Source organism: Tardiphaga sp. 839_C3_N1_4, assembly GCF_051811045.1.
Lineage (GTDB): Bacteria > Pseudomonadota > Alphaproteobacteria > Rhizobiales > Xanthobacteraceae > Tardiphaga.
Map to the genome: position 1 here is coordinate 4,185,041 of NZ_JBPWQD010000001.1, position 24,219 is coordinate 4,209,259.

Here is a 24,219-nt window from a genome sequence, read left to right on the forward strand (position 1 = left end):
GGAGGGAGCAGGAAATGCTGACAGGCTGGTTATCCCTTTCGCGGACACCGTTCAAGTCGGGGCCTGCCCAATTGTCGAGCGCCGGCCTGCAATGCAAATTATTATGAGCAAACCGGAAATTGGAATCGCTCGCGAAAGTACCGATTCCGCTTTGATATCGATCCAAACGCGCGCGTCAGGTTTCGACCAGGCCCGTGGTGGCGCCTGACGCCGTGGAATCGCTGCGGCCATGGGGCAGGGCCAGATATGTTTCTGAACCCATCTCGAACAGCCGCGACGCGGTCCGCGCGAATTCCATTGCCTCGAAACCTTCGCTGGCCTGATACAGCGCGTGCGGTTCGCCGGCGGCTGAGGCCATCAGCTTCACGGCATTGTCATAGAGCGTGTCGATCAGCGCGATGAAGCGCTTGGCGGCGTTGCGGTCGCCGTAGTCCATCATCGGAATATGTTCGATGAAGAGCGTGTGATAGTCGTGCGCCAGTTTCAGATAGTCTGACGCGCCAAGCGGCTTCTCGCAGAGGTCCCCAAATGAAAACCGGGCCACGCCCTGCGCTTCCAGGGGAACACGCAGCGTGCGGCCCTTGATCGAGATATTGCGCGACTTTGCCGGTGCGCCGCCCGTGAGCTTTGCCCAAGCCTTGTCGAGCGCGGCCTTTGCTGCATCGTCGTCCGGCACCAGCCAGCTCTTTACGCCGGCCAGTTTTTCCAATCGATAGTCGGTGCGCGAATCCAGTTTGCGCACTTCCATATGCTCTTCGATCTGTTTGATGAATGGCAAAAACAGCGCGCGGTTGAGGCCGCCTTTATAGAGATTGACGGGTTCGACGTTGGACGTCGCGAAGACGACGGTGCCGAGTTCGAACAGCCGTGCGAACAGTCGGCCGAGGATCATCGCATCGGCGATGTCGGTGACGTGAAATTCGTCGAAGCAGAGGAGCCAGGCTTCGTCGAAGATCGAATTCGCCGTCAGCGCGATGACATCGCCGTCGGGGAGCTCGCCGCTCGCGATTTTCTGGCGAAAATTATAGATGCGCTCATGGGTGTCGGCCATGAACTCATGGAAATGAGCGCGACGCTTGTGCGTGACCGCGCTGGCTTCGAAGAACAGGTCCATCAGCATGGTCTTGCCGCGGCCGACCTCGCCATGGACGTAGAGACCGCGCGGCGGTTGCATATCCTTGTCGCCGAACAGGCGTCCGAAGAAGCCCTGCTTGCGCGGTGGCTTATAGGTGGACAGCGCAACATCGAGCGTCGCGATGGCCTCGACGGCGCCGGCCTGCGCCGGGTCAGCCTCGATAGCGCCGGAGGCTACGAGGGCTTGATATTGTTCGCGGAAGGATTGCGGAGGGCTGGACGACATGGGGCCCTAACGGCCCCATGCGCCCGGAAAATGCAAGATGCGAATTGGTCGAAGCGGATATGCGCTCATGCGCAGAGCGCGTAGGAATCCTCCACCAGATAAGGGCCGCCGCCCGTGGATGCCCGCGAGGAGAACAGTACGAAGCGCGAGGCGGTGAAGATCTTCGTCGGGAAGTAGCCGCGCACCGAAAGATAGTCGGCGACGTCACGGTCGCAGGAATCGCGCAGCCGGGCCAGCGTGACATGCGGCGTGAATTTGCGGCCCTCGGGCTCGAGCCCGCAGCGGCGCACCAGCCGTTCCAGTTCGGATTGCAGTTCAAGCAGCGGACGGCTCGGATCAACCGAGGCGACGACAGCGCGGGGCTTCTTGCCGCCGAAGCTCGACAGGCCGCGCACCGCGACCTCGAAGGGTCGGCGTTCCACGCGCGACATCAGATCGGCGATTTCGTTGGCGGAAACGCCATCGATATCGCCGATGAAGCGAAGCGTGACATGATAATTTTCGGGATCGATCCAGCGTGCGCCTGGCAGGCCGCCACGCAAATTGGCCAATGTCTGGCCGATCTCGGCTGGTATCTCCAGTCCGGCGAACAAACGCGGCATAGTCAGCTCCTCTTTGCCGGGGCGCGATTTTCGCCGAAAGGTGCTGACTACGGTGTGCTTACGCACGCCCGCACCCCTCGGCGAAAATCATGCCCGAACAAACGAGCCGGTGACGAATCACCGATGTCTTTTTTTACCCGACTTCTGTGACTCTGCGAAGCAGATGCCGCGCTCGGTGCATGAAGGTTCCGTGAAAAACCGTCATTAAGGTTGAGGCTGCCTGTTTCTCAATTGCGTTGCCCAGCGATCGTGCCGACAAATGCCTCGACGCTGGGCAGGATATTTTTCACGACGACGTCGACGCCATCCGCTGTCGGATGCATCGCGTCGGCCTGGTTGAGTTTACTGTCACCGGCGACGCCTTCGAGAAAGAACGAATAGAGCGGCACGCCAAATTGCTTGGCGAGATCCGGATAGATCGAATTGAACTTTTCCGCATAGTCGGCACCGTAGTTCGGCGGTGCCACCATGCCGCAGAGAAGCACGGCGATGTTGCGGGCCTTCAGCCGCGTCAGAATCTCAGTCAATGCCGCACGCGGGACCTTCGGATCGGTGCCGCGTAGCGCGTCGTTGGCGCCGAGTTCGACGATCACGCCCTGCGTCCCCCCGGGCACCGACCAGTCGAGCCGCCCGAGGCCGCCCGAGGTGGTATCCCCGGATACACCGGCATTGATCATCTCGACCTCTATCCCCTTGTCGTTCAGGGCCTTTTGTAGCCGGACCGGAAACGCGGCTGCCGCCGGCAGGCCATAACCTGCGCTCAGGGAGTCCCCCAGCACGACCAGTTTGACGGGCTTGGCCGTGCCGGTGGCAGCCGTCTGCGCCGTGGCGGTGGGGATCGGAAGTGCGACCGTCAGTCCGGCGACGACCAGCCACATAAACGTGCGCAGCAGCCCCTCGACCGCCGCAAACGAAGTGCCATATGAAGCTCGCATGGATACTTTCATTGAAGCCTCATCATCGGCCGGCGTTTCGCCGGACACCATTTCAATCTCGAACATCAACCTCTCGCTCGGTACCGGCGCGGCGCGCGTGCATATCCTCAAGGATATCAGCCTGCGCGTCGGATCGGGTGAAGCGATCGGGCTGATTGGCCCATCGGGCTCCGGCAAGTCCACGCTGCTGATGGTGATGGCGGGGCTGGAGCGTCCTGACTCCGGTCAGGTGGTGGTCAATGGCACCTCTTTCAATGATCTCGATGAGGACGGATTGGCGCGGTTTCGCGGCCGTCATGTAGGCATCGTCTTCCAGTCCTTTCACCTGATCCCGACCATGACTGCGCTGGAGAATGTCGCGGTACCGCTGGAGCTGGCAGGTCATCCCGATCCGGCCGGCCGTGCGGCGCGCGAGCTGGAAGCGGTCGGCCTCGGCGCCCGTCTGCATCACTATCCGACCCAGCTGTCTGGTGGCGAACAGCAGCGCGTCGCGTTGGCGCGCGCATTGGCGCCAGATCCCGCGATCCTGGTCGCCGACGAGCCGACTGGCAATCTCGACGAATCCACCGGCGGCCAGATCGTCGATCTCTTGTTCGCGCAGCACGCGCAGCGCGGCATGACGCTGGTGCTGGTGACCCACGACAATACGCTGGCGCATCGCTGCGACCGCGTGGTGCGATTACGTTCCGGTCGGATCGATGGGCCCGCCACCGAGCGCAACTGGGTCGAGACGGCCTGATCCGATGACCACCATCACCGAGACCATTCCTAACAGCCGAGGCCCGTCGCTGGCGTTGCGTTACGCTTTCCGCGAGATGCGCAGCGGCCTGCGCGGCTTTTACGTTTTCATCGCCTGCATCGCGCTGGGAGTCATGGCCATCGCCGGCGTCGGCTCGGTCGCGGCAAGTTTGGGCGAGGGCGTGGCGCGCGAAGGCCGTACGCTGCTCGGCGGCGACGTGGCATTCTCGCTGATGCAGCGTGAGGCCAAGCCGGACGAACTCGCCTTCTTGCGCGCACGCGGTGCAGTGTCGGTTGCCGCAACGCTGCGCGGCATGGCGCGCGCGCCGGACGGCAATCTTGCGCTTGTTGAGATCAAGGCCGTCGATGGCAGCTATCCCTTGCTCGGCAAGGCGACCCTGGCGCCGGACATGCCGATGAGCGATCTGCTCGCCGAACGTGACGGGGCCTATGGCGCCGCGACGGATACGACATTGATGGCCCGGCTAGGCCTCAAGGTTGGTGACCGCCTCACGGTCGGTAATGCGACGTTCGAGCTTCGCAGCGAAATTTCAGCGGAGCCCGACAAACTCGCCGGCGGTGTCGGTTTCGCGCCGCGTTTCCTCACCAGTGAGGACGCTCTGCGCGCCACCAAGCTTCTGCAGCCCGGCAGTCTGGTGCGCTGGATCTACCGTGTTCGCCTGCCGGACACCGTTTCCGGCGATCGCGCTGCCAAGGCGCTGGCCGACGATGCGCGTGTCCAATTGCCGCAAGCAGGCTGGGAAATCCGTTCGCGTGACAATGCATCGCCGCAGCTCGAGCGCACCATCACGCGATTCACCCAGTTCCTGACGTTGGTCGGCCTCGCGTCACTGCTGGTCGGCGGCGTCGGTGTCGCCAATGCCGTGAAGAGCCATATCGACCGCCGCCGCGATGTCATCGCGTCGTTGAAAGCGCTTGGCGCGACCGGCCGCGACGTATTCGCGATCTACCTCACCCAGGTACTGGTGTTGGCGGTGATCGGCTCGTTGATCGGCATGGTGGTCGGTGCGTCCCTGCCGTTTGCCATTGTCGGCCTGTTCGGCAAGCTGCTGCCGCTGCCGGTGGTGCCGGCGCTTCATCTCGGCGAGCTGGCGTTGTCGTTGCTGTACGGGCTGCTGACGGCGCTGGCCTTCGGCCTATGGCCCTTGGCGCGCGTACACGACGTGCCGGTTGCGGCGCTGTTTCGTGATGCGGCACTGACGGAATCGCACCGGCCGAAGCTGCGCTATATGCTCTGGATGGCACTCGTGGTCGGGCTACTGATCGCGGTGGTGGTCGGGCTCGCTTACGACAAACGGGTTGCTGCCGTGTTCGTGGTGTCCTCGATGGTGGTATTCGCCCTGCTGCGCGGTATCGCCGGCGCATTGATGGCTTTTGCGCGCAAATTACCGCGGCCGAGCATGACCATGCTGCGGCTGGCTATTGCCAATATCTACCGGCCGGGCGCGCTAACGCCGTCGGTGGTGATGTCGCTCGGGCTCGGCCTGACTGTGCTGGTGACCGTCACCCAGATCGACGGTAATCTGCGCCGGCAGTTCATGGCAGCGCTGCCGGAGAAGGCGCCGTCGTTCTATTTCATCGACATTCCCTCCACCCAGGCCGACCGCTTCAGCGCATTTCTCAAGGAGAAGCAGCCGCAGTCGACGGTCGAGGATGTGCCGATGTTGCGCGGCCGGATCGTTGCCGCGCGCGGCGTCAAGGCGGAAGACCTCAAACCGTCATCCGATGCCGAATGGGTGCTGCAGAGCGACCGCGGCCTCAGTTACACCAATGAGGTTCCGCGTGGCTCCAAGCTGGTCGAGGGCGAATGGTGGGCACCCGACTATAGCGGGCCGCCACTGGTGTCGTTCGAGAAGAAGCTGGCCGACGGGCTCGGGCTCAAACTCGGCGACGAGGTCACCGTCAACGTGCTCGGCCGCGATATCACCACCAGGATCGGCAATATGCGGTCCGTCGACTGGCAGAGCCTCGGCATCAATTTCGTGCTGGTGTTCTCGCCCAATACCTTCCGCGGTGCGCCGCATACCCATATTGCCACGCTGACCGAACCGAAGTCCGATCCGTCCCAGGACGCCGGTCTGGTCAAGGCGGTGGCCGACGCATTCCCGATGATCACCACCGTCCGAGTTCGGGAAGCGCTCGACACTGTGGGATCGGTTGTCACAAATCTCGTGCTGGCGATCCGCGGTACCAGCGCGGTGACGCTGCTCTCGGCCATTCTCGTGCTCGGTGGCGCGCTGGCCGCCGGTCACCGGCATCGCGTCTATGACGCCGTGATCCTCAAGACCCTCGGCGCCACGCGTGCGCGGCTTCTGGGTGCCTATGCCCTCGAATATCTGATGATCGGCCTGGCCACGGCAGTGTTTGGGGTCATCGCCGGCTCGGTGGCGGCGTGGCTGATCGTCACGCGCCTGATGACGCTGAGCTTCGTCTGGCAGGCTGGTAGCGCGGCTGGCGTCGTGCTGGCGGCGCTAATTGTCACAGTGGGCCTGGGTCTGGTGGGTACGTTGGTAGCCTTGAACCAGAAGCCTGCCACCGTGTTACGGAATTTGTGACCTGTTTTGACACGAAGCAGCCTTTGCGCGGGCTGATTCGTGCAAAATGACTGAGAAATCGCCAAGCTTGTGTCAGGCTGAAAGTTTACCAGGATGCCTGAATACGAATCGGAGCGACATTCCGCCACGCGTGGAAGCTTGCAGCGAATGTGTTAGTTTACCACATACCCTTTGGGTCAGACATCGAGCGCAGATGACATCGATTTTTTATGAAATCGAGTTTAGTGTCAGGAAGCGCAGATATCTGGGATACAATTCGAACCGGCGACGCGAACCCTTTGCGATCAGCCGGACAACATCGAGGTTTCGACCATGTCGGATCTAGACCGTAACTATGCTTCCCCCTTCGGCCGGGCCGGCGCGCGCGATGCCGCTGCCGTGGACGCCGGACTGCGCTCCTACATGCTGCGCATCTACAACTACATGACGATCGGTCTGGCCATCACCGGCCTGGCTGCTCTCGGCGTGTACATGGCGGCTGTCACGACCGACCCGTCGGGCGCTGCTGCCCGGATCGGCAGCTCCTACCTGACGCCGTTCGGCTATGCGATGTTCGTGAGCCCGCTGAAGTGGGCGTTCATCCTGGCGCCTCTTGTGATGGTGTTCGCCATCTCGTTCGGCATCAACCGGCTGAAGCCGGCCACCGCGCAGTTGCTGTTCTGGGCCTTCGCGGCTCTGATGGGCATCTCGCTGTCGTCGATCTTCCTGGTGTACACGCACACGTCGATCGTGCGGGTGTTCTTCATCACCGCTGCCTCGTTCGGTGCACTGAGCCTTTACGGCTACACCACCAAGCGTGACATGACGGGCATGGGCTCGTTCCTGCTGATGGGCCTGTTCGGCATCATCATCGCGAGCGTCGTGAACATCTTCGTCGCTTCGTCGATGCTGCAGTTCATCGTGTCGGTCGTCGGTGTGCTGATCTTCGCGGGCCTCACTGCCTACGATACCCAGAGGTTGAAGAACGACTACATCTACGGTTACGCCTCGCAGGGCGGCGATATCGCCGAGCGCGCGGCGATCACCGGTGCCCTGTCGCTTTACCTGAACTTCATCAACCTGTTCACGCTGCTGCTGCAGCTGCTCGGACAGCGTGAATAAGCTTCAGAACATAGAGAAGATCTTAGCCCCGGCCGAAAGGCCGGGGCTTTTCTTTTGGGCGGAGCAAAAATAGTCTCAGCGCCATGTCCGATACTGAAGTCAGGCCCGCCACGGCGACAGATCTGCCCGCGATCACCGCGATCTATGACGAGGCGGTGCAGTTCGGCACGGCCACGTTCGAACTGATCCCGCCAGATTTGGCCGAGATGACGCGGCGTTTCGAGGCGCTGGTGAGCGGGGGCTATCCGTATCTCGTGGCTGTGCTGGAAGGCCGGGTTGTCGGCTATGCCTATGCCAGCGCGCATCGCCCGCGACCGGCCTATCGTTTTACCGTCGAGAATTCGATTTATCTCGATCCGAAAGCCCAGCGGCGAGGCGTTGGCGGCAAACTTCTGGCGCGGCTGATCGCCGAATGCGAGAGCCGCGGCTACCGCCAGATGGTCGCCGTGATCGGCGACAGCGCCAATGCTGGCTCCATCGCGGTTCATCGCAATGCCGGGTTTCAGATGGTTGGGGTGCATCCCGATGTCGGTTTCAAGTTCGATCGCTGGCTTGATACCGTTTCGATGCAGCTCGCACTTGGCGACGGCGCCCGCACGCTGCCCTGACGCTCTGCGAATCGATTACACTACCGCCAGCTTGCGATCGATTACCAGGAGCACGCGGTCGAGTTCCTGGCCGCGGCGCAGGATCAGGCCACCAGCCGAAATCACGCTATACATGCCCTGCTTGCGCGCCAGTCGCGGATCTTTCTCGATGCGATAGAGCGGCACTTCCGACGAGCGGCGGAACACCGAGAACACCGCGCGGTCGCGCAGAAAGTCGATGGCGTAATCACGCCACTCGCCGTCGGAGACCATACGGCCGTACAGATTGAGGATGCGGCTGAGCTCAAGGCGGTTGAAGCTGACGACCGGCGCGGCGGCGGCAGAGCCCGTCGCCGCGCGATTCTCGGTGGGCTCAGCATCTCCCGGAATCACATTCATACAGCGCCTCCTGTCATATCGCCGACATGATCGCGCCGACCGCGGTCCTCTGCAAGGGCCGATCCGCAGGCCCGATGGTAGAAATTTCCCGTCACGGGAACGTCAGGTGAATCTTATTGCCGCCAAATTTTGGCCCATCGGGCGCCCTTCTGGATTGCGACAAGAAGATACTGCGTCGGGTCCGGTTCTTCCGGTCTCGGATTCCTCAGCCCCCAGCCCCCCGCGGTCGTTGGGATCGGACCCTGCGCAGGAAGTTAATCCCCACTGGGCCAACGCAAGTTGGTCCTTTTCTTTTTGGTGGATGCTTTTGCGAGACCATCAAGCGTCATTGCGATAGGCGAAGCGACGAAGCAATCCAGTCTTCGCCGAGGGCTCACAATGATGCAGGCACGCCACGCGTAAGCGCAGCAGCTACCGAAGTTATCAATCTGATGACTTACTGCAGCGACGTATAGGCCGCGCCGCGCATCGCGCCGGGCTTGTCGCGCGTGCCGTCTTGCACATAAACGACGGCCGCATCGACTCCATCCCTGGAGATGTTCTCCAGCGGCAGCGTCCAGTTGGCGGCGTTGCCGGTCCAGTCACCGACCTTCAGCCAGTTCCGGACGACATTGTAGTAGGTCAGTTGCTTGCCGCGATTCTCACCGCGACCGACCGTGATCGGCACTGCCTTCGACACGGAACAGATCCAGACTTCGCCGTGCGCCGTATCCGGCGCATTGCTCGATGCGGCAACGGACACGTTGACGTGTTTGCCGGAAACCGACATCGACACCGGCACCGTCATCACAGTGCCTTTCTTGGTTTCGCTGATCGCGCCCTGGATACGATCGGCATCGCTGCCGATCACCTGAGTGGCGCCGTTGACAACGACTTGCGGCGTGTAGACGTCGCGATCTCCGCGCATCTGTGAATAGGCTTTCTGACGCGCGCTGAAACGCGAGTCGGCCAGCGTATCCTTCCAGCCAAGGTAGTCCCAGTAGTCGATCGGCATGCTTAATGCGATCACGGACGGGTCTTTGGCGAGGTCGCCGATGATCTTGTCTGCAGGCGGGCAGGACGAGCAACCCTGCGAGGTGAAGAGCTCCACCACGGCCCGGGGCTGAGCCAGCGCGCTACCACTCGCTGCAATGGCGGCGCATACGCTGAGCGCGCCTGTCCACTGCGATATGCCGCCAAAGGATTTCATGAGGTTTTGCCACGCTCGAGGTGAGACACATGACAGACGGTGTCGCACATTGGTGTCGCTAACACGTTCATGCCCTCAAACGCCAGAAGGCGGCCCTTCATAGGCCGCCTTCTGTTCACTAGCCACTCACTTCGCGGTGAGGCACTACGTCACACCACGTATAGGCGTCAGGCTGCAAGCTGACGCAGCACGTAATGCAGGATGCCGCCGTTGCGGTAATATTCGAGCTCGTCCAGCGTATCGATGCGGCAGAGCAGCGTCTCCTTGTGGAGTGAGCCATCGGCCGACACGATTTCCGCCACCATCTGCTGGCGCGGCTTGATATCGCCGGTCAGGCCGCGGATCGTGACCTTCTCGTCGCCCTTGAGGCCGAGCTTCTTCCACGACGAACCATTCTCGAAGGTCAGCGGCAGAATGCCCATGCCGACCAGATTGGATCGGTGAATACGTTCGAAGCTTTCGGTAATCACGGCGCGAACGCCAAGCAGACGCGTGCCCTTTGCCGCCCAGTCGCGCGACGAGCCGTTGCCGTATTCGGCACCGCCGAACACGACCAGTGGCACCTGCTCGGCCTGATACTTCATCGCGGCGTCGTAGATCGACATCGCTTCGCCATCGGGCCAGTGCTTGGTCATGCCGCCTTCCGGCACGTTGCCGTCAGCACCCTGCATCATGAAGTTCTTGATGCGGATGTTGGCAAAGGTGCCGCGCATCATCACTTCGTGGTTGCCGCGGCGCGTGCCGTACTGGTTGAAGTCGGCCGGGCGCACCTGGTGCTCCGACAGATACTTGCCGGCGGGTGAGGTGAGTTTGATCGAACCGGCCGGCGAGATGTGGTCGGTGGTGATCTTGTCGCCGAACAGAGCCAGGATGCGCGCATCGACGATGTCGGTGGTCGGCTCCGGTTCCTTCTTCATGCCTTCGAAGTAGGGTGGGTTCTGCACATAGGTCGAACCCATGTTCCACTTGTAGGTCTCGCTCTCGACCGTCTTGATCTTGCGCCAGTTGGCATCGCCGTCGAACACGTTTGCGTACTTCTTTTTGAAGATCGTCGACGTCACGTACTTCTTGATGAAGGCGTTGATATCCTTCGTGGTCGGCCAGATGTCTTTCAGGAACACCGGCTTGCCATCCTTGCCTTCGCCGATCGGCTCGACCGCTAGATTCTTGGTCACCGTACCGGCAAGTGCGTGCGCGACGACCAGCGGCGGCGAGGCGAGATAGTTTGCCTGCACGTCCGGCGAGACGCGACCCTCGAAGTTACGGTTGCCCGAGAGAACCGCTGCGGCAACGATGCCGTTGTCGTTGATCGACTTCGAAATCTCCGGCGGCAGCGGGCCGGAATTGCCGATACAGGTGGTGCAGCCGAAGCCGACGAGGTTGAAGCCGATCTTGTCGAGGTCGAGCTGCAAGCCGGAATTGGCGAGATATTCAGCGACGACCTGCGAGCCCGGCGCCAGCGAGGTCTTCACCCACGGCTTGGTCTTGAGGCCCTTGGCCACGGCGTTACGTGCCAGCAGGCCGGCGGCGATCAGCACGCTCGGATTTGAGGTGTTGGTGCAGGAGGTGATGGCAGCGATCACCACGTCGCCATGGCCGACATCGAAGTTCTTGCCCTCGACGGGGAAGCGCGCGTTGTGGTTATCCGGCTTCTTGTATTCGGTGGTTAGCGCGGCAGAGAAGCCTTCGGCGATGGCGGGCAGTGCGACGCGGCCTTCCGGACGCTTCGGGCCGGCCATCGAGGGTACGACGTCGCCGAGATCGAGCTTCAGCGTTTCGGTGAACACCGGATCGGGCGACTTGGCGGTGCGGTACAGGCCCTGCGCCTTGGCATAAGCGGCAACCAGTGCGACACGCGCCGATTTGCGGCCCGAAGTTGTCAGATAGTCGATGGTGGCGGCATCGACCGGGAAGAAGCCGCAGGTTGCGCCATATTCTGGCGCCATATTTCCGATTGTCGCCTTGTCAGCGACCGACATGGCGTCGAGGCCGGGGCCGTAGAATTCCACGAACTTGCCGACGACGCCCTGCTTGCGCAGCATTTGGGTGACGGTGAGCACGAGGTCGGTGGCGGTGACGCCTTCCTTGAGTGCGCCCGACAGCTTGAAGCCGACCACGTCGGGCAGCAGCATCGACTGCGGCTGGCCGAGCATCGCGGCTTCCGCCTCGATGCCGCCGACGCCCCAGCCGAGCACGGCGAGGCCGTTGACCATGGTGGTATGCGAGTCGGTGCCGACCAGCGTGTCCGGATAGGCGACCTCGAAGGTGGCGGTCTTCTTGCCGACCGTCATCTTCTGCTTCTTCGTCCAGACGGTCTGGGCGAGATATTCGAGATTGACCTGGTGGCAGATGCCGGTGCCGGGCGGCACGACGGAGAAATTCGAGAACGCGCTCTGGCCCCACTTCAGGAACTCGTAACGCTCCTTGTTCTGCTTGTACTCTTCGGCGACGTTTTTGCCGAACGCCTTGTTGTCACCGAAGAAGTTCACGATCACCGAATGGTCGATGACCAGATCGACCGGGACCAGCGGGTTGATCTTCTTGGGATCGCCCTTCAGCGCCTGCATCGCGTTGCGCATCGCGGCAAGATCGACCACCGCGGGGACGCCGGTGAAGTCCTGCATCAGCACGCGCGCAGGGCGGAACGAGATTTCGTGCTCGAGCTTGCGCTTCTTCAGCCATTTCGAGAAAGCAACGATGTCTTCCTTCTTGACGCTGCGGCCGTCCTCGTTGCGCAGCAGATTCTCGAGCAGGACCTTCATCGAATAGGGCAGCTTCGAAATGCCCGCGAGACCGTTTTTCTCAGCGAGCGGGAGGCTATAGTACACGTAAGTTTTAGCGCCCACCTTGAGGGTTTTTTGGCACTTGAAACTGTCGAGCGAGGTCATGTGAAGGGGTCCCAATTCAGTTGACCGATACCCGGAAAATGGTACCGAGACACCGTCGGCGGAGAAGGCCGGTTTGCTCGCAGGCGCCGATTGTGTGCTGCATCAAGTTCCGACTTATAGAATCTTTCTAGAACCGCTGCCATATCGACAATCGTTTGCAGCCCTGCGAAATGATGCAACAACGCCGCGGCGACCTCTGAACCAAATCAGATGGTCATGGAAGGGTTAGGATGCGGCTCTCGGGGCGCAATTTGAGATGCCTGCGGGGTGGCCGCGAAGTCTTCGCCGGGCTCGATTTCGATGCCACGGCAGGCACGACCGTGGCGGTCATTGGCCCTAACGGAGCAGGCAAAACCTCGTTGTTGCGGTTGATCGCAGGCCTGCTGGCGCCGGCCGAGGGCTCCATCACTCTCGAGGGCGGCGACGGCGAAATGACTGTTGCCGAACAGGCCCATTACCTGGGCCACCGCGACGCCATGAAGCCGGCTTTGACGGTGACGGAAAACCTGACCTTCTGGGCCGACTTCCTCGGTGGCACGCCGGCCGATCCAGCCACGTGCATTGCAGCAGTGGGCCTCTCCCATGCCGCGGCGCTACCCGCGGGCTTCCTGTCGGCCGGCCAGCGCCGCCGGCTGTCGATCGCGCGATTGCTGACCGTCCGCCGGCCGATCTGGCTGCTCGACGAGCCGACAGCGGCGCTCGATCTGGTCAGTCAGCGGGTATTCGCGGGACTGATGACGGATCATCTCGCCACTGGCGGTCTGATTATCGCTGCGACCCATGGCCCGCTCGGCATTCCTGCACGGGAGTTGCGCATCGGGGGCGAGGCGTGAGTGCCCTTGGCGCGTTGATTCGACGCGACATCCGCATTGCCGTCCGGGTCGGCGGCGGGGCGCTGATCGGTGTGCTCTTCTTTCTGACGGTTATCGTGCTGATGCCCTTCGCGCTGGGGCCGGATCTAGCGCTGCTGGCACGGCTGGGGCCGGCGATTCTATGGCTCGGGGCGCTGCTCGCGAGCCTGCTGACCCTCGACCGGCTGTTCACTGCCGATCACGACGATGGTTCTCTGGATCTCATCCTGATGAGCCGGACGCCGCTGGAACTCGCCTGCGCCGCCAAGGCCCTTGCCCACTGGCTGGCCGCAGGCGTGCCGCTGATCGTCGCGACGCCAGTGCTGGGGCTGCTGCTCAATCTCGACGGTCCGTCGACGCTGGCAGTGGCGCTGACGCTACTGGCGGGTACGCCAGCACTGACTTTCACTGGCATGATCGGTGCCGCACTGGCGGTGACGCTGCAGCGCGGTGGGCTCTTGCTGGCGGTGCTGGTGTTGCCGTTGTCGATCCCGGTGCTGATTTTCGGCGTTGCGGCGTCGAATGCCGCCATCCTTGAGCAGGGGGCGCTGACATTCTCGACCCCGTTCTCCATTCTCTGCGCGCTATCGCTGGCGAGCCTCGTGATCGGGCCTTTTGCGGCGGCGGCGAGCCTGCGGCATGGACTGGATTGAGACGGTTGGAATAATCGCGACAGGCTGAGACACTGGATTGACCTGGGTGGATTGACTTGGGTCAACTCGTCGCGAGCTGTGTTGAACGAGAATAAGTTGCATTGATCGCGGACAGAGCCGCGACTATTGGAAATGCCATGACGCTGACCGAACTCGCCAATCCGACCCGGTTCCTGTCGCTTGCCACACGCATCCTGCCGTGGCTGGCGATAGTGACGGGCGTTCTGCTCGCCATCGGCCTGTATCAGTCGGCCATGGCCCCGGATGACTACCAGCAGGGTGCCACCGTCAAGATCATGTTCATCCATGTGCCGAACGCCTGGCTATCGATGTTCGTCTGGGGCGTCATGAGTGTGGCATCGCTGGGCACGCTGGTGTGGCGGCATCCGCTCGCCGATGTCGCCGCCAAGGCGGCGGCGCCGATCGGCGCCGCCTTCACCTTTCTCGCGCTGGTCACGGGATCGCTCTGGGGCCGGCCGATGTGGGGCACCTATTGGGAATGGGACGCCCGACTGACTTCGGTGCTCATTCTGTTTCTGATGTATCTCGGCCTGATCGCGCTGTGGCGCGCCGTCGAAGATCCATCGCGCGCGGCGCGCGCCGCTGCGGTGCTGACGCTGGTCGGTGCCATCAATATTCCGATCATCAAGTTCTCGGTCGATTGGTGGAATACGCTGCATCAGCCGGCTTCGGTGATAAAGATGGGCGGCTCGTCGCTCGACAAGTCGTTTTTGATCCCGCTGTTGGTGATGGCTGTGGCGTTCTCGCTGCTGTTTATCACACTGCATCTCGCGGCCATGCGTAACGAGATCCTGCGGCGTCGTTTGCGCGCGTTACAGATGTTGCAGGCCGCGAAGCCGGTGGCACTTCCGTGATGGCGCTTGGTCCCTACGCATCTTTCATCGTCACGTCCTACGCGCTGGTCGCAGCGGTGGTGCTGATCCTCATCGTGTGGATCGCCATCGATCACCGCCGCGTCCGTGCGCGGCTGCATGAGTTGGAATCCTCCGGCGTGGCGCGGCGCTCGGGTCGTGGTACGACGGATCTCACATGACCACGCAGGCCACTCCGAAGCGCCGCTGGGTACTGGCATTGCCTCTGCTGATCTTTGCCGCGCTCGCGGCGCTGTTCTGGTTTCGGCTCGGAGCCGACCCCGCGAAACTGCCCTCGGCATTGATCGGCCGCGCCGCGCCCCAGACGACATTGCCGGCACTGGAAGGCCTCACCGATAGCGGTGCGCCGGTGCCGGGTCTCGATCCCGCAGCCTTCAAGGGCAAGGTCAGTCTCGTCAATGTCTGGGCATCGTGGTGCGTGCCGTGCCACGAGGAGGCGCCGCTGCTGACAGAACTCGGCAAGGACAAACGGCTGCAGCTGGTCGGCATCAACTACAAGGACGCGCCGGACAACGCGCGCCGCTTTCTTGGCCGCTACGGCAATCCGTTCGGCATCGTCGGCGTCGACGGCAACGGTCGCGCCGCGATCGAATGGGGCGTCTATGGCGTGCCCGAAACCTTCATCGTCGGCCGCGACGGCCGCATCGCCTACAAGATGGTCGGCGGCATCACGCCGGAGAATTACGAGCGCGTGCTGAGGGTCGAGATCGACAAGGCGCTGCAGGCAGGGTCCTGACGTCTATTGATCCGTCGCCTCGAGCCGCCGGGCAACATGAAACGACTTCGCGGTCACCAGCCAGGCCTCGCCGATGCGATGATAGGACAGGTAGTCGCAATACCAGACCGTATCGATCCGGACGACAACCTTGACCAGCGCCTGGGTCGGTGCGGCGAAGTCCACCAGCAACACCTCCTGTTCGCGCGGCGCGCCCTTGCTCTTCGGCGATGGTGTGGAGGCCAGCATCGCCTTGTAGTCTGCAGCCGGCAGCAAACGCAGGCTGCCGTCGCGCAGTCCATGCAGTTGCGCACTTCCGGCAAATACCTGGTCAAAATGCGAGACGTCGTTATCGAACATCAGATCGAAGTAGCATTCGACGGCATCGAGCAGTGATTGCGTTATCAGTCGGTCGGGCATCGGGATGCTCTTTCGTTGGGAGAATGAGTCCGACGATGACACTTGACCCCTGCGCATGTCCTTGCGAATTTAGCTAATATGGAGCGCGTCCGCGCAACGAATGATCTTTTGCTGACCTTTGATTGGTGGGTCATGCCCGAAATCCAGTTGGACGACATCGATCGCCGAATTATCGCGGAGCTTCAGGCCGACGGCCGCCTGAGCAACATCGAGCTGGCCGATCGGGTCGGCCTGTCGCCGTCGCCGTGCTTGCGGCGGGTCAAGAACCTGGAGCGAGCGGGATATATCGATGGATACCGTGCGGCGCTGCGGCGTGAGCGCGTTGGATTGGGGTTTACGGCCTTCGTCGGTGTGAAGATCGATGGGCATGCCAACAAGCGTGCGATCGCTTTCGAGAAGGCCGTCGTGGAGATGCCCGAGGTGGTCGCATGCCATCTCGTGTCCGGCGAGTCCGATTACTTTCTTGAAGTGGTCGTGCCTGAACTGGCTGACTATCAACGTTTCCTTGTCGGCAAGCTTCTCAACCTGCCCATCGTGCGTGAGGCGCGGAGCAATATCGCGATTCAAACGCTGAAGGCGGGCGCACCGCTCCCGCTCGAACACTTGAAGCCGGTCGCTCCCGAAATACGCGCGAAATAAACTTCAGCTTTTATCTGCGGTTCATTTTCGCGCCATGGCGGCGCCATGAATCCGCAGCTAGCTTGATGGCGTTACTTAAACCGTCCTTGGAGGGACACCACGATGCGCCATTTCAAATTTGCTACTTTGACCGCTGCCGCTCTCACTCTGGGTCTACTCGCATCCGCGCCGTCGATGGCGCAGTCGCCGCAGCCCGCTGCTCCCGCCGGCAAGATGGCCCCGGCTGCCACATCTAAGATGGCGCCTGCCAGCGAATCGAAGATGGCCCCGGCACCGAAGGCTGAACTGCTTGATCTCAACTCGGCGACCGTCGAGGCGCTCGAAGCTCTGCCCGGTATCGGCAAGGCCTATTCGGCGGCCATCGTCAAAGGCCGTCCGTATAAGGGCAAGGACGAACTCGTGCAGAAGAAGATCGTGCCCGAGAAGACCTATGACGGCATCAAGGACAAGGTGATCGCCAAGCAGAAGAGCTAAGCGCGATCGCTTCACTCGTCTGGAAACGCACCGGCGCAGCCGCGCCGGTGCGTTTTCTTTTGTGGCCCATATCGATCAGCCGATAACGCTGTCCTTCACCACATCGCCCAATGCGGCGAAGTCCGCTTTGCGCGGCGACGTCCGGCGAAAAGCGAGGCCGATGGTGCGGCCGGGCTGCGGATTCTCCAACCGCAGGAATTTGACGCGCTGGTCGCGTTGTTCGACGTCGGCGGCGATCTGCGGGATCAATGTCACGCCATAGCCGCTGGCGACCATCTGCATCACCGTGGAGAGGCTGGACGCAGCGAAGGCCATGCCGTTGCCGCCGGACTGATGGCCGCGCGCTGCGGTGGCGCAGAAGGCGAGCGCCTGATCGCGCAGGCAGTGGCCGTCTTCCAGCAGGATCAATCGGCTCTGGTCGATCTCCATCGCCTTGATGCGTTTGTCGGCCGGGCGGGGATCGTTTGCCGGCACCGCGAGCAGGAACAGATCGTCGAACAATTTGGCCGTGTCGATCTCAGGCTCACCAAGCGGCAGGGCCAGCATCGCGGCATCGAGTGCGCCTGACTTGATATCGTCGACCAGTTGCCTGGTCTGCGTCTCGCGCAGCTCCAGCCGCAATTCCGGAAACTGTTTCTGTAGCACCGGCAGGATCCGCGGCAGCAGATAGGGCGCCAGTGACGGGATCACGCCGAGCGTCAGCCGCCCGGTCAGGAGTCCGCCGCGATGCCGCGCAAAGTCCACCAGGTCGCGCGAGGCCGCCAGCACGTCCTCGCCGCGCCGTGCCACTTCGCACCCGACATCGGTCAGCATCACCTCGCCGGGCCGGCGCTCCACCACCTTGACGCCCAGCGTCCGTTCGAGATCGCGTATCTGCATCGACAGCGCAGGCTGGGTGACGTTGCAGGCCTCGGCCGCGCGGCCGAAATGGCCGTGTTTGGCGAGCGCGGCGAGATAGCGGAGCTGGCGGAGCGTGATCATGGATCATCAGATAAACTGATCGGAGAGAGAAGACAATTCGACTGGACCTGATCTAAGAATTCTTCCAATCTCTCGTCACGAAATCCAATTAGGGTGAGCGCCAAGCTCGCCGAGGAATTCGGCAGATAATTGAAATTAGACAGCTTTTGGAAAATTTGAGCGGTGTCTCTACGGCGATCCGGCAAGCCGGCATCGCCTGGGACTGCTCCCGTTCCAGACAGCCGGAAGGAGAGAACGATGGACGCGAAGACTGATGATGCCGGCAAGTGCCCGATGGGGCACGGCGCAAAGGGCAACGGACCCAAGAGCAAAGGCCATGGCAACAAGGATTGGTGGCCGGGCCAACTCGACATCGGCGTGCTGCATGCCATCCACCCGTCCGCCGATCCGCTCGGCGCAGCGTTCGATTATGCCAAGGAATTCGAAAGCCTCGACCTTGACGCGGTGATCAAGGACCTGACTGCCCTGATGACCGACTCGCAGGAATGGTGGCCGGCCGACTTCGGTCACTACGGCGGTCTGTTCATCCGCATGGCCTGGCACAGCGCCGGCACCTATCGCATCACCGACGGCCGTGGCGGCGCCGGTGGCGGTCAGCAGCGCTTCGCACCGCTGAATTCGTGGCCTGACAATGTCAACCTCGACAAGGCGCGCCGGCTGCTGTGGCCGATCAAGCAGAAATACGGCCAGAAGATCTCTTGGGCCGACCTGTTCATCCTCACCGGCAACGTCGCTTTGGAGTCGATGGGCTTCAAGACCTTCGGTTTCGCCGGTGGTCGCGCCGATACCTGGGAGCCGGAAGAGCTGTACTGGGGACCCGAAGGCACCTGGCTGGGTGATGAGCGCTACAGCGGCGAGCGCGAACTCGCGGAGCCGCTCGGTGCCGTGCAGATGGGCTTGATCTACGTCAATCCGGAAGGCCCGAACGGCAATCCCGATCCGCTCGCCTCGGCGAAGGACATCCGCGAGACGTTCGCCCGCATGGCGATGAATGACGAAGAGACCGTTGCGTTGATTGCCGGCGGTCATACCTTCGGCAAAACCCATGGCGCAGGCGATCCGTCTTTTGTCGGAGTGGACCCGGAAGGCGGCGATCTCGAGGATCAGGGCCTCGGCTGGAAGAGTACCCACGGCACCGGCAAGGGCGCAGACGCGATCGGCAGCGGTCTCGAAGTCACTTGGACCTCGACGCCGACGAAGTGGAGCAACAACTTCTTCTGGAATCTGTTCGGCTACGAATGGGAGTTGACCAAGAGTCCGGGTGGCGCGCATCAGTGGAAGCCGAAGAACGACGCCGGCGCAGGCAGCGTACCGGACGCTCACGACAAGTCGAAGCGTCACGCGCCTGCGATGCTGACCTCCGATATCGCGCTCAAGGCCGATCCGATCTACGAGAAGATCTCGCGTCGCTTCTATGAAAATCCGGATGAGTTCGCCGACGCCTTCGCGCGCGCCTGGTTCAAGCTCACCCATCGCGACATGGGCCCGATCGTGCGCTATCGCGGCAAGCTGGTGCCGAAGGAAACGCTGATCTGGCAGGATCCGATCCCGGCCGTCGATCACCCGTTGATCGGCGACAAGGACGTTGCGGACCTGAAGGCGAAGATCCTCGCCTCCGGTCTCACGGTGCCACAGCTCGTTTCCACCGCCTGGTCATCGGCCTCGACGTTCCGCGGCTCCGACAAGCGCGGTGGCGCCAACGGTGCGCGCATCCGTCTCGCGCCGCAGAAGGACTGGGAAGTCAACCAGCCGGACCAGCTCACGATCGTGCTCAGCAAGCTCGACGCGATTCAGAAGGACTTCGGCAAGAAGGTGTCGATTGCCGACCTGATCGTTCTCGGCGGCGTTGCTGCGATCGAGAAGGCGGCGAAGGATGCCGGCGTGACCGTCACGGTCCCGTTCGTGCCGGGCCGCATGGACGCGTCGCAGGAGCAGACCGACGTGCCGTCGTTCGCGCCGCTGCAGCCGCGTGCCGACGGTTTCCGCAACTATATCCGCAACACCCATCAGTTCATGAAGCCGGAGGAAGCTCTGGTTGATCGTGCGCAATTGCTGAAGCTGACGGCGCCCGAAATGACGGCGCTGGTCGGCGGCCTGCGCGTCCTCGGCGCCAATGCCGGCGACAGCAAGCACGGCGTGTTCACGTCGAAGCCGGGCACGCTGACCAACGACTTCTTCGTCAATCTGCTCAGCATGGACACGGTGTGGTCGAAGGCGGCCGGTTCGGATGACGTCTATGAAGGCCGCGACCGCAAGACCAATGCGGCGAAGTGGACAGCCACGCGTGTCGACCTGATCTTCGGTTCGCACTCGCAGCTCCGCGCGCTCGCCGAAGTCTATGGCAGCGCCGACGCCAAGGAGAAGTTCGTGAAAGACTTCATCAAGGCTTGGGTGAAGGTGATGAACGCGGACCGTTTCGATCTCGCCGAACAGCCGATGCTGCAGGCGGCTGAGTAACCTCGGCCCGCCATCGTGAATATAAAAGCCCCTGCGACTATGTCGCGGGGGCTTTTTCTTGTCGCGCCGCGTCACACTCAACTGTCGTCGTCCGGCCTGATCCCCGCTTTCGTGGGTATGAGAGTTTCAGAGAGTCTGAGCGCTGCGCGTCTTGCAGCTTTCTCCGAATCCTCGCACAAATGGCAAAATGTTTCTCCGGAGGATCTCCAGATGATGAAACTCTACTGGTCGCCACGCTCGCGTTCGTTCACCGCGCTTTGGCTGATGGAGGAAACCGGCGTCGCCTATGAGCGCGTGCTGACCGATATCTCCACCGGTGCGCAGCGCACGCTGGAATTCCTCGCCGTCAATCCGATGGGCAAGGTGCCGGCTCTGCAGGACGGCGACGCCACCATGGCTGAGGCTGCGGCGATTTGCGCTTATGTAGCCGAGCGCTATCCCGACGCGAAGCTGGCGCCCCCGCTCGGGGACTCGCATCGTGCGAAATATCTCTATTGGCTGTTCTTTGCGCCGGGCTGTATCGAACCGGCGATCGCACAGATCGCGACCAAGATGGAGCTGAATCCGGTGGCCGCAGGCTGGGGTGATGCGCAGCGCGTGTTCGATGTGCTCGAAGCCGCGCTTGATGAAGGTCCGTGGATTCTCGGCGCGCAATTCTCTGCCGCCGATATCGCCATCGGTTCAGGATTGAACTTTGCCGTGCGCAATTTCAAGATGGTGCCGTCGCGCCCGGCGTTTGAGCGCTATCTCGACCGTTGCAGCGCCCGTCCGGCCTTCCAGCGTGCGATGGAATTTGCATCGGGGGAAAAGACGTAAGGCGAATTACTCGCCGGCGTCTGCCTTCAACGCATCCGGATGCGGCATCGAGATGATGTTGTAGCCGGAGTCGACGAAATGCGTTTCACCGGTCACGCCGCCGGAAAGATCCGACAGCAGATACAGCGCAGTGCCGCCGAGTTCTTCCAGTGTCACGCCGCGGCCGAGCGGCGAATGTTTCTGCTGGAATGCGAACATCGCGCGGGAATCGCCGATGCCCGAGCCGGCCAGTGTACGTACCGGGCCAGCCGACACCGCGTTGACGCGAATGCCCTGGCGGCCGAAGTCCGATGCGAGATAACGCACCGAGGCTTCGAGAGCGGCCTTGGCAACGCCCATGACATTGTAGTTCGGCATCACGCGGGTCGATCCGCCGAAAGTCAGCGTGATCATAGCGCTGCCGGGCTTCATGATTTCCGACGCGCGCTTGGCGACTTCGGTGAAGGAGAAGCAGGAGATCACCATGGTGCGCGAGAAATTCGCGCGCGTGGTGTCGGCGTAGCGACCCTTGAGTTCGTTCTTGTCGGAGAAGCCGATGGCGTGGACCAGGAAATCCAGCCCGCCCCATTTCTCCTTGATCGCAGCAAAGGTCGCGTCGACGCTGGCGATGTCCTCAACGTCGCAGGGCAGGATCAGATCGGCATTGAGCGATTCCGCCAGCGGCTTGACGCGCTTGCCAAGCGCATCGCCCTGATAGGTGAAAGCCAGTTCGGCACCCTGCGCATGCAGGGCCTTGGCGATTCCCCACGCGATCGAATGATCATTGGCGACGCCCATGATCAGTCCGCGCTTGCCCTGCATCAGTGATGGCATCGCGTTATGCATCCATCCGCTTGAAGACCAGCGTGGCGTTGGTGCCGCCGAAGCCGAAGGAATTCGACAGCACGGTGCCGACCTTCACATTGTCGATGCGCTTGCGCACGATCGGCATGTCGGCGAACACCGGATCGAGTTCGGTGATGTTGCCGCTCTCGCAGATAAACCCGTTCTGCATCATCAGCAGCGAGTAGATTGCTTCCTGCACGCCCGTGGCGCCGAGCGAGTGGCCGGTGAGGGCCTTGGTCGCCGAAATTGGCGGGCATTTCTCGCCGGTACCGAACACGTTGCGGATCGCCTGCATTTCCGGCGGGTCGCCGGCCGGCGTCGAGGTCGCATGCGGGTTGATGTAGTCAATCTTGATGCCGCCAGTGGTGGCCAGCGCCATCTTCATGCAACGCTCTGCGCCTTCGCCCGACGGGGCGACCATGTCGTAACCGTCCGAGGTGGCGCCGTAGCCAATGATTTCGCCGTAGATCTTGGCGCCGCGTGCTTTTGCGTGTTCGAGTTCTTCGACCACGACAACGCCGGCGCCGCCGGCGATGACAAAGCCGTCGCGACTGACGTCATAGGGACGCGAAGCGGTGGAGGGTGTGTCGTTATACTTCGATGACATCGCACCCATGGCGTCGAACAGCACCGAGAGCGACCAGTCGAGTTCCTCGCAGCCGCCAGCAAACACGACGTCCTGCTTGCCCCACTGGATCATCTCATAGGCATTGCCGATGCAGTGGTTCGAGGTCGCGCAGGCGGAGGAGATCGAATAGTTCACGCCCTTGATCTTGAACCAGGTCGCGAGCGTGGCGGATGCCGTCGAGGACATCGCCTTCGGCACCGCGAACGGGCCAACGCGCTTTGGCCCCTTCGTTCGCGTGATGTCCGCGGCTTCGACGATGGTGCGTGCGGAAGGCCCGCCCGAGCCCATGATGATGCCGGTGCGTTCGTTGGAGATATCGGCCTCTTCGAGGCCGGAGTCCTGGATCGCCTGTTCCATGGCGATGTGATTCCATGCGGCGCCTTCGCCGAGGAACCGCATCGCGCGGCGGTCGATCACATCGGCCGGATTGATGGTCGGTGCGCCTTGCACCTGCGAACGGAAACCGAGCTCTGCATATTTGTCGGCGCGCGTAATGCCCGACTTTGCCTCATGGAGGCTCGCAAGCACTTCTTGAGTGTTGTTTCCGATAGATGAGACAATGCCCATCCCCGTGACGACAACCCGCCTCATGATCGCCTCGCCCTTTGAATTACGTTGTTGTGGAACTGGCGGTCGCCCCCTCGGAGACCGCCGTTGAATGGCACCCGGTAAATTACGTTCCCGGCTGCAATGCGGCAGGTGCTTCCTGCTTGAACAGGCCGACCTTCAGGTCCTTGGCGCGATAGATAATCTCGCCATCGGCCGAAAGCGAGCCGTCAGCAATCCCCAACCACAATTTTGAACGCATCACCCGTTTGATATCGATGGTGTACACGACCTTCTTGATGTTCGGGAGAACCTGACCGGAAAACTTCAGCTCGCTCAGCCCGAGCGCACGTCCGGGACCGATGCCACCCGACCAGCCCAGAAAGAACCCGACCATCTGCCACATGGCGTCCAGGCCGAGGCAGCCCGGCATGACCGGATCGCCCTTGAAGTGGCAGGCAAAGAACCAGAGGTCCGAATTGACGTCGAGTTCAGCGCGCACGAGACCCTTGCCGAATTCGCCGCCATCAGCCGTGATCTCGGTGATGCGGTCGAACATCAGCATCGGCGGCAGCGGCAATTGCGCGTTGCCGGGTCCGAACAGCTCGCCGCGGCCGCAGGCCAGCAGGTCTTCATATGCGTAGCTGTTGCGTTGTTCCTGGATCATGCCGGCTTTCTGGGTCCATCGATGGTGGTGGCTACCCGGGTCGAGTCGCCACATATAGAATTGTTCCAAATGACACGGGAACTCGCCCCGGCTCGGCGCTCTCTATCATAGGCTTAGGGGGGCGGCAAAGCGCCGGATCGCCTGCTTTTGGCGGGATATTGACCATGTTGCGATGCACTGCGGAAGCATCCCTTCTGATGCATGGCTCCTAGTTGCGAAAACCTTGCATCTGAGGCTCCGCCTTTCTATAATAGAAGGCTAATTCAGTGTTCTTTTTGA

Annotated in this window: 24 protein-coding genes; 13 read left to right on the top strand and 11 right to left on the bottom strand. The window is 62.1% G+C overall.

Annotated features, from left to right (window positions below; all coding sequences use genetic code 11):
* Positions 1 to 175: 175 nt before the first annotated feature.
* From zapE to AB8A38_RS20040, 3 genes are all read right to left on the bottom strand, one after another.
* Positions 176 to 1,360: a cell division protein ZapE gene (zapE, locus tag AB8A38_RS20030; protein ID WP_439087177.1), complete on the bottom strand. Its 1,185-nt coding sequence runs from the start codon at positions 1,358 to 1,360 to the stop codon at positions 176 to 178.
* Positions 1,361 to 1,425: 65 nt separating this feature from the next.
* Positions 1,426 to 1,962 carry an RNA 2',3'-cyclic phosphodiesterase gene (gene thpR / locus AB8A38_RS20035; RefSeq protein WP_231078692.1) on the bottom strand — a complete coding sequence of 179 codons (537 nt, stop codon included), beginning with the start codon at positions 1,960 to 1,962 and terminating at the stop codon, positions 1,426 to 1,428.
* Positions 1,963 to 2,189: 227 nt separating this feature from the next.
* The gene (locus AB8A38_RS20040) at positions 2,190 to 2,897 is read right to left on the bottom strand and encodes an arylesterase (protein WP_439087178.1); all 708 of its coding nucleotides are present in this window, start codon (positions 2,895 to 2,897) and stop codon (positions 2,190 to 2,192) included.
* Between AB8A38_RS20040 and AB8A38_RS20045 the strand changes: the two genes are divergently transcribed.
* The 4 genes from AB8A38_RS20045 (at position 2,896) to AB8A38_RS20060 (ending at position 7,920) form a co-directional block, all read left to right on the top strand.
* Positions 2,896 to 3,636 carry an ABC transporter ATP-binding protein gene (locus AB8A38_RS20045; RefSeq protein ID WP_089263284.1) on the top strand — a complete coding sequence of 247 codons (741 nt, stop codon included), beginning with the start codon at positions 2,896 to 2,898 and terminating at the stop codon, positions 3,634 to 3,636. The two genes, AB8A38_RS20040 and AB8A38_RS20045, sit on opposite strands and share 2 nt — an antisense overlap.
* A 4-nt stretch (positions 3,637 to 3,640) precedes the next feature.
* Entirely contained in the window at positions 3,641 to 6,211 is a 2,571-nt protein-coding gene (locus AB8A38_RS20050) for an ABC transporter permease (protein WP_439087179.1), read from the top strand.
* A gap of 312 nt (positions 6,212 to 6,523) precedes the next feature.
* Positions 6,524 to 7,312, top strand: a complete 789-nt coding sequence (locus AB8A38_RS20055) for a Bax inhibitor-1/YccA family protein (RefSeq protein WP_439087180.1) — start codon at positions 6,524 to 6,526, stop codon at positions 7,310 to 7,312.
* 83 nt (positions 7,313 to 7,395) lie between these two features.
* Positions 7,396 to 7,920 (top strand): GNAT family N-acetyltransferase, encoded by a 525-nt coding sequence (locus AB8A38_RS20060; protein ID WP_439087181.1) that lies wholly within the window; start codon positions 7,396 to 7,398, stop codon positions 7,918 to 7,920.
* A gap of 15 nt (positions 7,921 to 7,935) precedes the next feature.
* On the opposite strand, the gene AB8A38_RS20065 is transcribed toward AB8A38_RS20060, so the two are convergent.
* The 3 genes from AB8A38_RS20065 to acnA form a co-directional block, all read right to left on the bottom strand.
* The gene (locus tag AB8A38_RS20065) at positions 7,936 to 8,298 is read right to left on the bottom strand and encodes a DUF2794 domain-containing protein (RefSeq protein WP_315839846.1); all 363 of its coding nucleotides are present in this window, start codon (positions 8,296 to 8,298) and stop codon (positions 7,936 to 7,938) included.
* Positions 8,299 to 8,734: 436 nt separating this feature from the next.
* Positions 8,735 to 9,487, bottom strand: coding sequence for a DUF1223 domain-containing protein (locus AB8A38_RS20070; RefSeq protein WP_089263293.1), 753 nt, complete (start codon positions 9,485 to 9,487; stop codon positions 8,735 to 8,737).
* Positions 9,488 to 9,654: 167 nt separating this feature from the next.
* A complete protein-coding gene (acnA, locus tag AB8A38_RS20075) occupies positions 9,655 to 12,375 on the bottom strand; it encodes an aconitate hydratase AcnA (protein ID WP_315839845.1) in 2,721 nt (906 codons plus the stop codon).
* A gap of 230 nt (positions 12,376 to 12,605) precedes the next feature.
* Between acnA and ccmA the strand changes: the two genes are divergently transcribed.
* The 5 genes from ccmA (at position 12,606) to AB8A38_RS20100 (ending at position 15,508) form a co-directional block, all read left to right on the top strand.
* Positions 12,606 to 13,208: a heme ABC exporter ATP-binding protein CcmA gene (ccmA, locus tag AB8A38_RS20080; protein WP_439087182.1), complete on the top strand. Its 603-nt coding sequence runs from the start codon at positions 12,606 to 12,608 to the stop codon at positions 13,206 to 13,208.
* Positions 13,205 to 13,879: a heme exporter protein CcmB gene (ccmB, locus tag AB8A38_RS20085; protein WP_315839843.1), complete on the top strand. Its 675-nt coding sequence runs from the start codon at positions 13,205 to 13,207 to the stop codon at positions 13,877 to 13,879. Before ccmA ends, ccmB begins: the two co-directional genes overlap by 4 nt.
* A 137-nt stretch (positions 13,880 to 14,016) precedes the next feature.
* On the top strand, positions 14,017 to 14,754 hold the full coding sequence (locus AB8A38_RS20090) for a heme ABC transporter permease (protein WP_315839842.1): 738 nt from the start codon (positions 14,017 to 14,019) through the stop codon (positions 14,752 to 14,754).
* Entirely contained in the window at positions 14,754 to 14,933 is a 180-nt protein-coding gene (ccmD, locus tag AB8A38_RS20095; protein ID WP_315844284.1) for a heme exporter protein CcmD, read from the top strand. Before AB8A38_RS20090 ends, ccmD begins: the two co-directional genes overlap by 1 nt.
* Complete coding sequence (locus AB8A38_RS20100) at positions 14,930 to 15,508, top strand: DsbE family thiol:disulfide interchange protein (protein WP_315839841.1); 579 nt, start codon at positions 14,930 to 14,932, stop codon at positions 15,506 to 15,508. Before ccmD ends, AB8A38_RS20100 begins: the two co-directional genes overlap by 4 nt.
* A 3-nt stretch (positions 15,509 to 15,511) precedes the next feature.
* Here AB8A38_RS20100 and AB8A38_RS20105 read toward each other — a convergent pair whose 3' ends face one another.
* Positions 15,512 to 15,907, bottom strand: a complete 396-nt coding sequence (locus AB8A38_RS20105; RefSeq protein ID WP_315839840.1) for a nuclear transport factor 2 family protein — start codon at positions 15,905 to 15,907, stop codon at positions 15,512 to 15,514.
* 132 nt (positions 15,908 to 16,039) lie between these two features.
* Between AB8A38_RS20105 and AB8A38_RS20110 the strand changes: the two genes are divergently transcribed.
* A complete protein-coding gene (locus AB8A38_RS20110; RefSeq protein WP_439088565.1) occupies positions 16,040 to 16,546 on the top strand; it encodes an Lrp/AsnC family transcriptional regulator in 507 nt (168 codons plus the stop codon).
* Positions 16,547 to 16,648: 102 nt separating this feature from the next.
* Positions 16,649 to 17,020 (top strand): ComEA family DNA-binding protein, encoded by a 372-nt coding sequence (locus AB8A38_RS20115; protein ID WP_315839838.1) that lies wholly within the window; start codon positions 16,649 to 16,651, stop codon positions 17,018 to 17,020.
* A 75-nt stretch (positions 17,021 to 17,095) separates the two neighbouring features.
* Here AB8A38_RS20115 and AB8A38_RS20120 read toward each other — a convergent pair whose 3' ends face one another.
* Positions 17,096 to 18,001, bottom strand: a complete 906-nt coding sequence (locus AB8A38_RS20120; protein ID WP_315839837.1) for a LysR substrate-binding domain-containing protein — start codon at positions 17,999 to 18,001, stop codon at positions 17,096 to 17,098.
* A 237-nt stretch (positions 18,002 to 18,238) separates the two neighbouring features.
* On the opposite strand from AB8A38_RS20120, the gene katG reads away from it, so the two are divergent.
* Together katG and AB8A38_RS20130 are read left to right on the top strand one after the other, a co-directional pair.
* Entirely contained in the window at positions 18,239 to 20,458 is a 2,220-nt protein-coding gene (gene katG, locus AB8A38_RS20125; RefSeq protein ID WP_315839836.1) for a catalase/peroxidase HPI, read from the top strand.
* A gap of 210 nt (positions 20,459 to 20,668) precedes the next feature.
* Complete coding sequence (locus AB8A38_RS20130; protein WP_116659774.1) at positions 20,669 to 21,274, top strand: glutathione S-transferase family protein; 606 nt, start codon at positions 20,669 to 20,671, stop codon at positions 21,272 to 21,274.
* Positions 21,275 to 21,280: 6 nt separating this feature from the next.
* On the opposite strand, the gene fabI is transcribed toward AB8A38_RS20130, so the two are convergent.
* The 3 genes from fabI to fabA form a co-directional block, all read right to left on the bottom strand.
* Complete coding sequence (gene fabI / locus AB8A38_RS20135) at positions 21,281 to 22,087, bottom strand: enoyl-ACP reductase FabI (protein ID WP_068730452.1); 807 nt, start codon at positions 22,085 to 22,087, stop codon at positions 21,281 to 21,283.
* A gap of 4 nt (positions 22,088 to 22,091) precedes the next feature.
* Positions 22,092 to 23,318 carry a beta-ketoacyl-ACP synthase I gene (gene fabB / locus AB8A38_RS20140; protein WP_315839835.1) on the bottom strand — a complete coding sequence of 409 codons (1,227 nt, stop codon included), beginning with the start codon at positions 23,316 to 23,318 and terminating at the stop codon, positions 22,092 to 22,094.
* A gap of 82 nt (positions 23,319 to 23,400) precedes the next feature.
* The gene (gene fabA, locus AB8A38_RS20145) at positions 23,401 to 23,940 is read right to left on the bottom strand and encodes a 3-hydroxyacyl-[acyl-carrier-protein] dehydratase FabA (RefSeq protein WP_410001752.1); all 540 of its coding nucleotides are present in this window, start codon (positions 23,938 to 23,940) and stop codon (positions 23,401 to 23,403) included.
* Between the last annotated feature and the right edge of the window lie 279 nt (positions 23,941 to 24,219).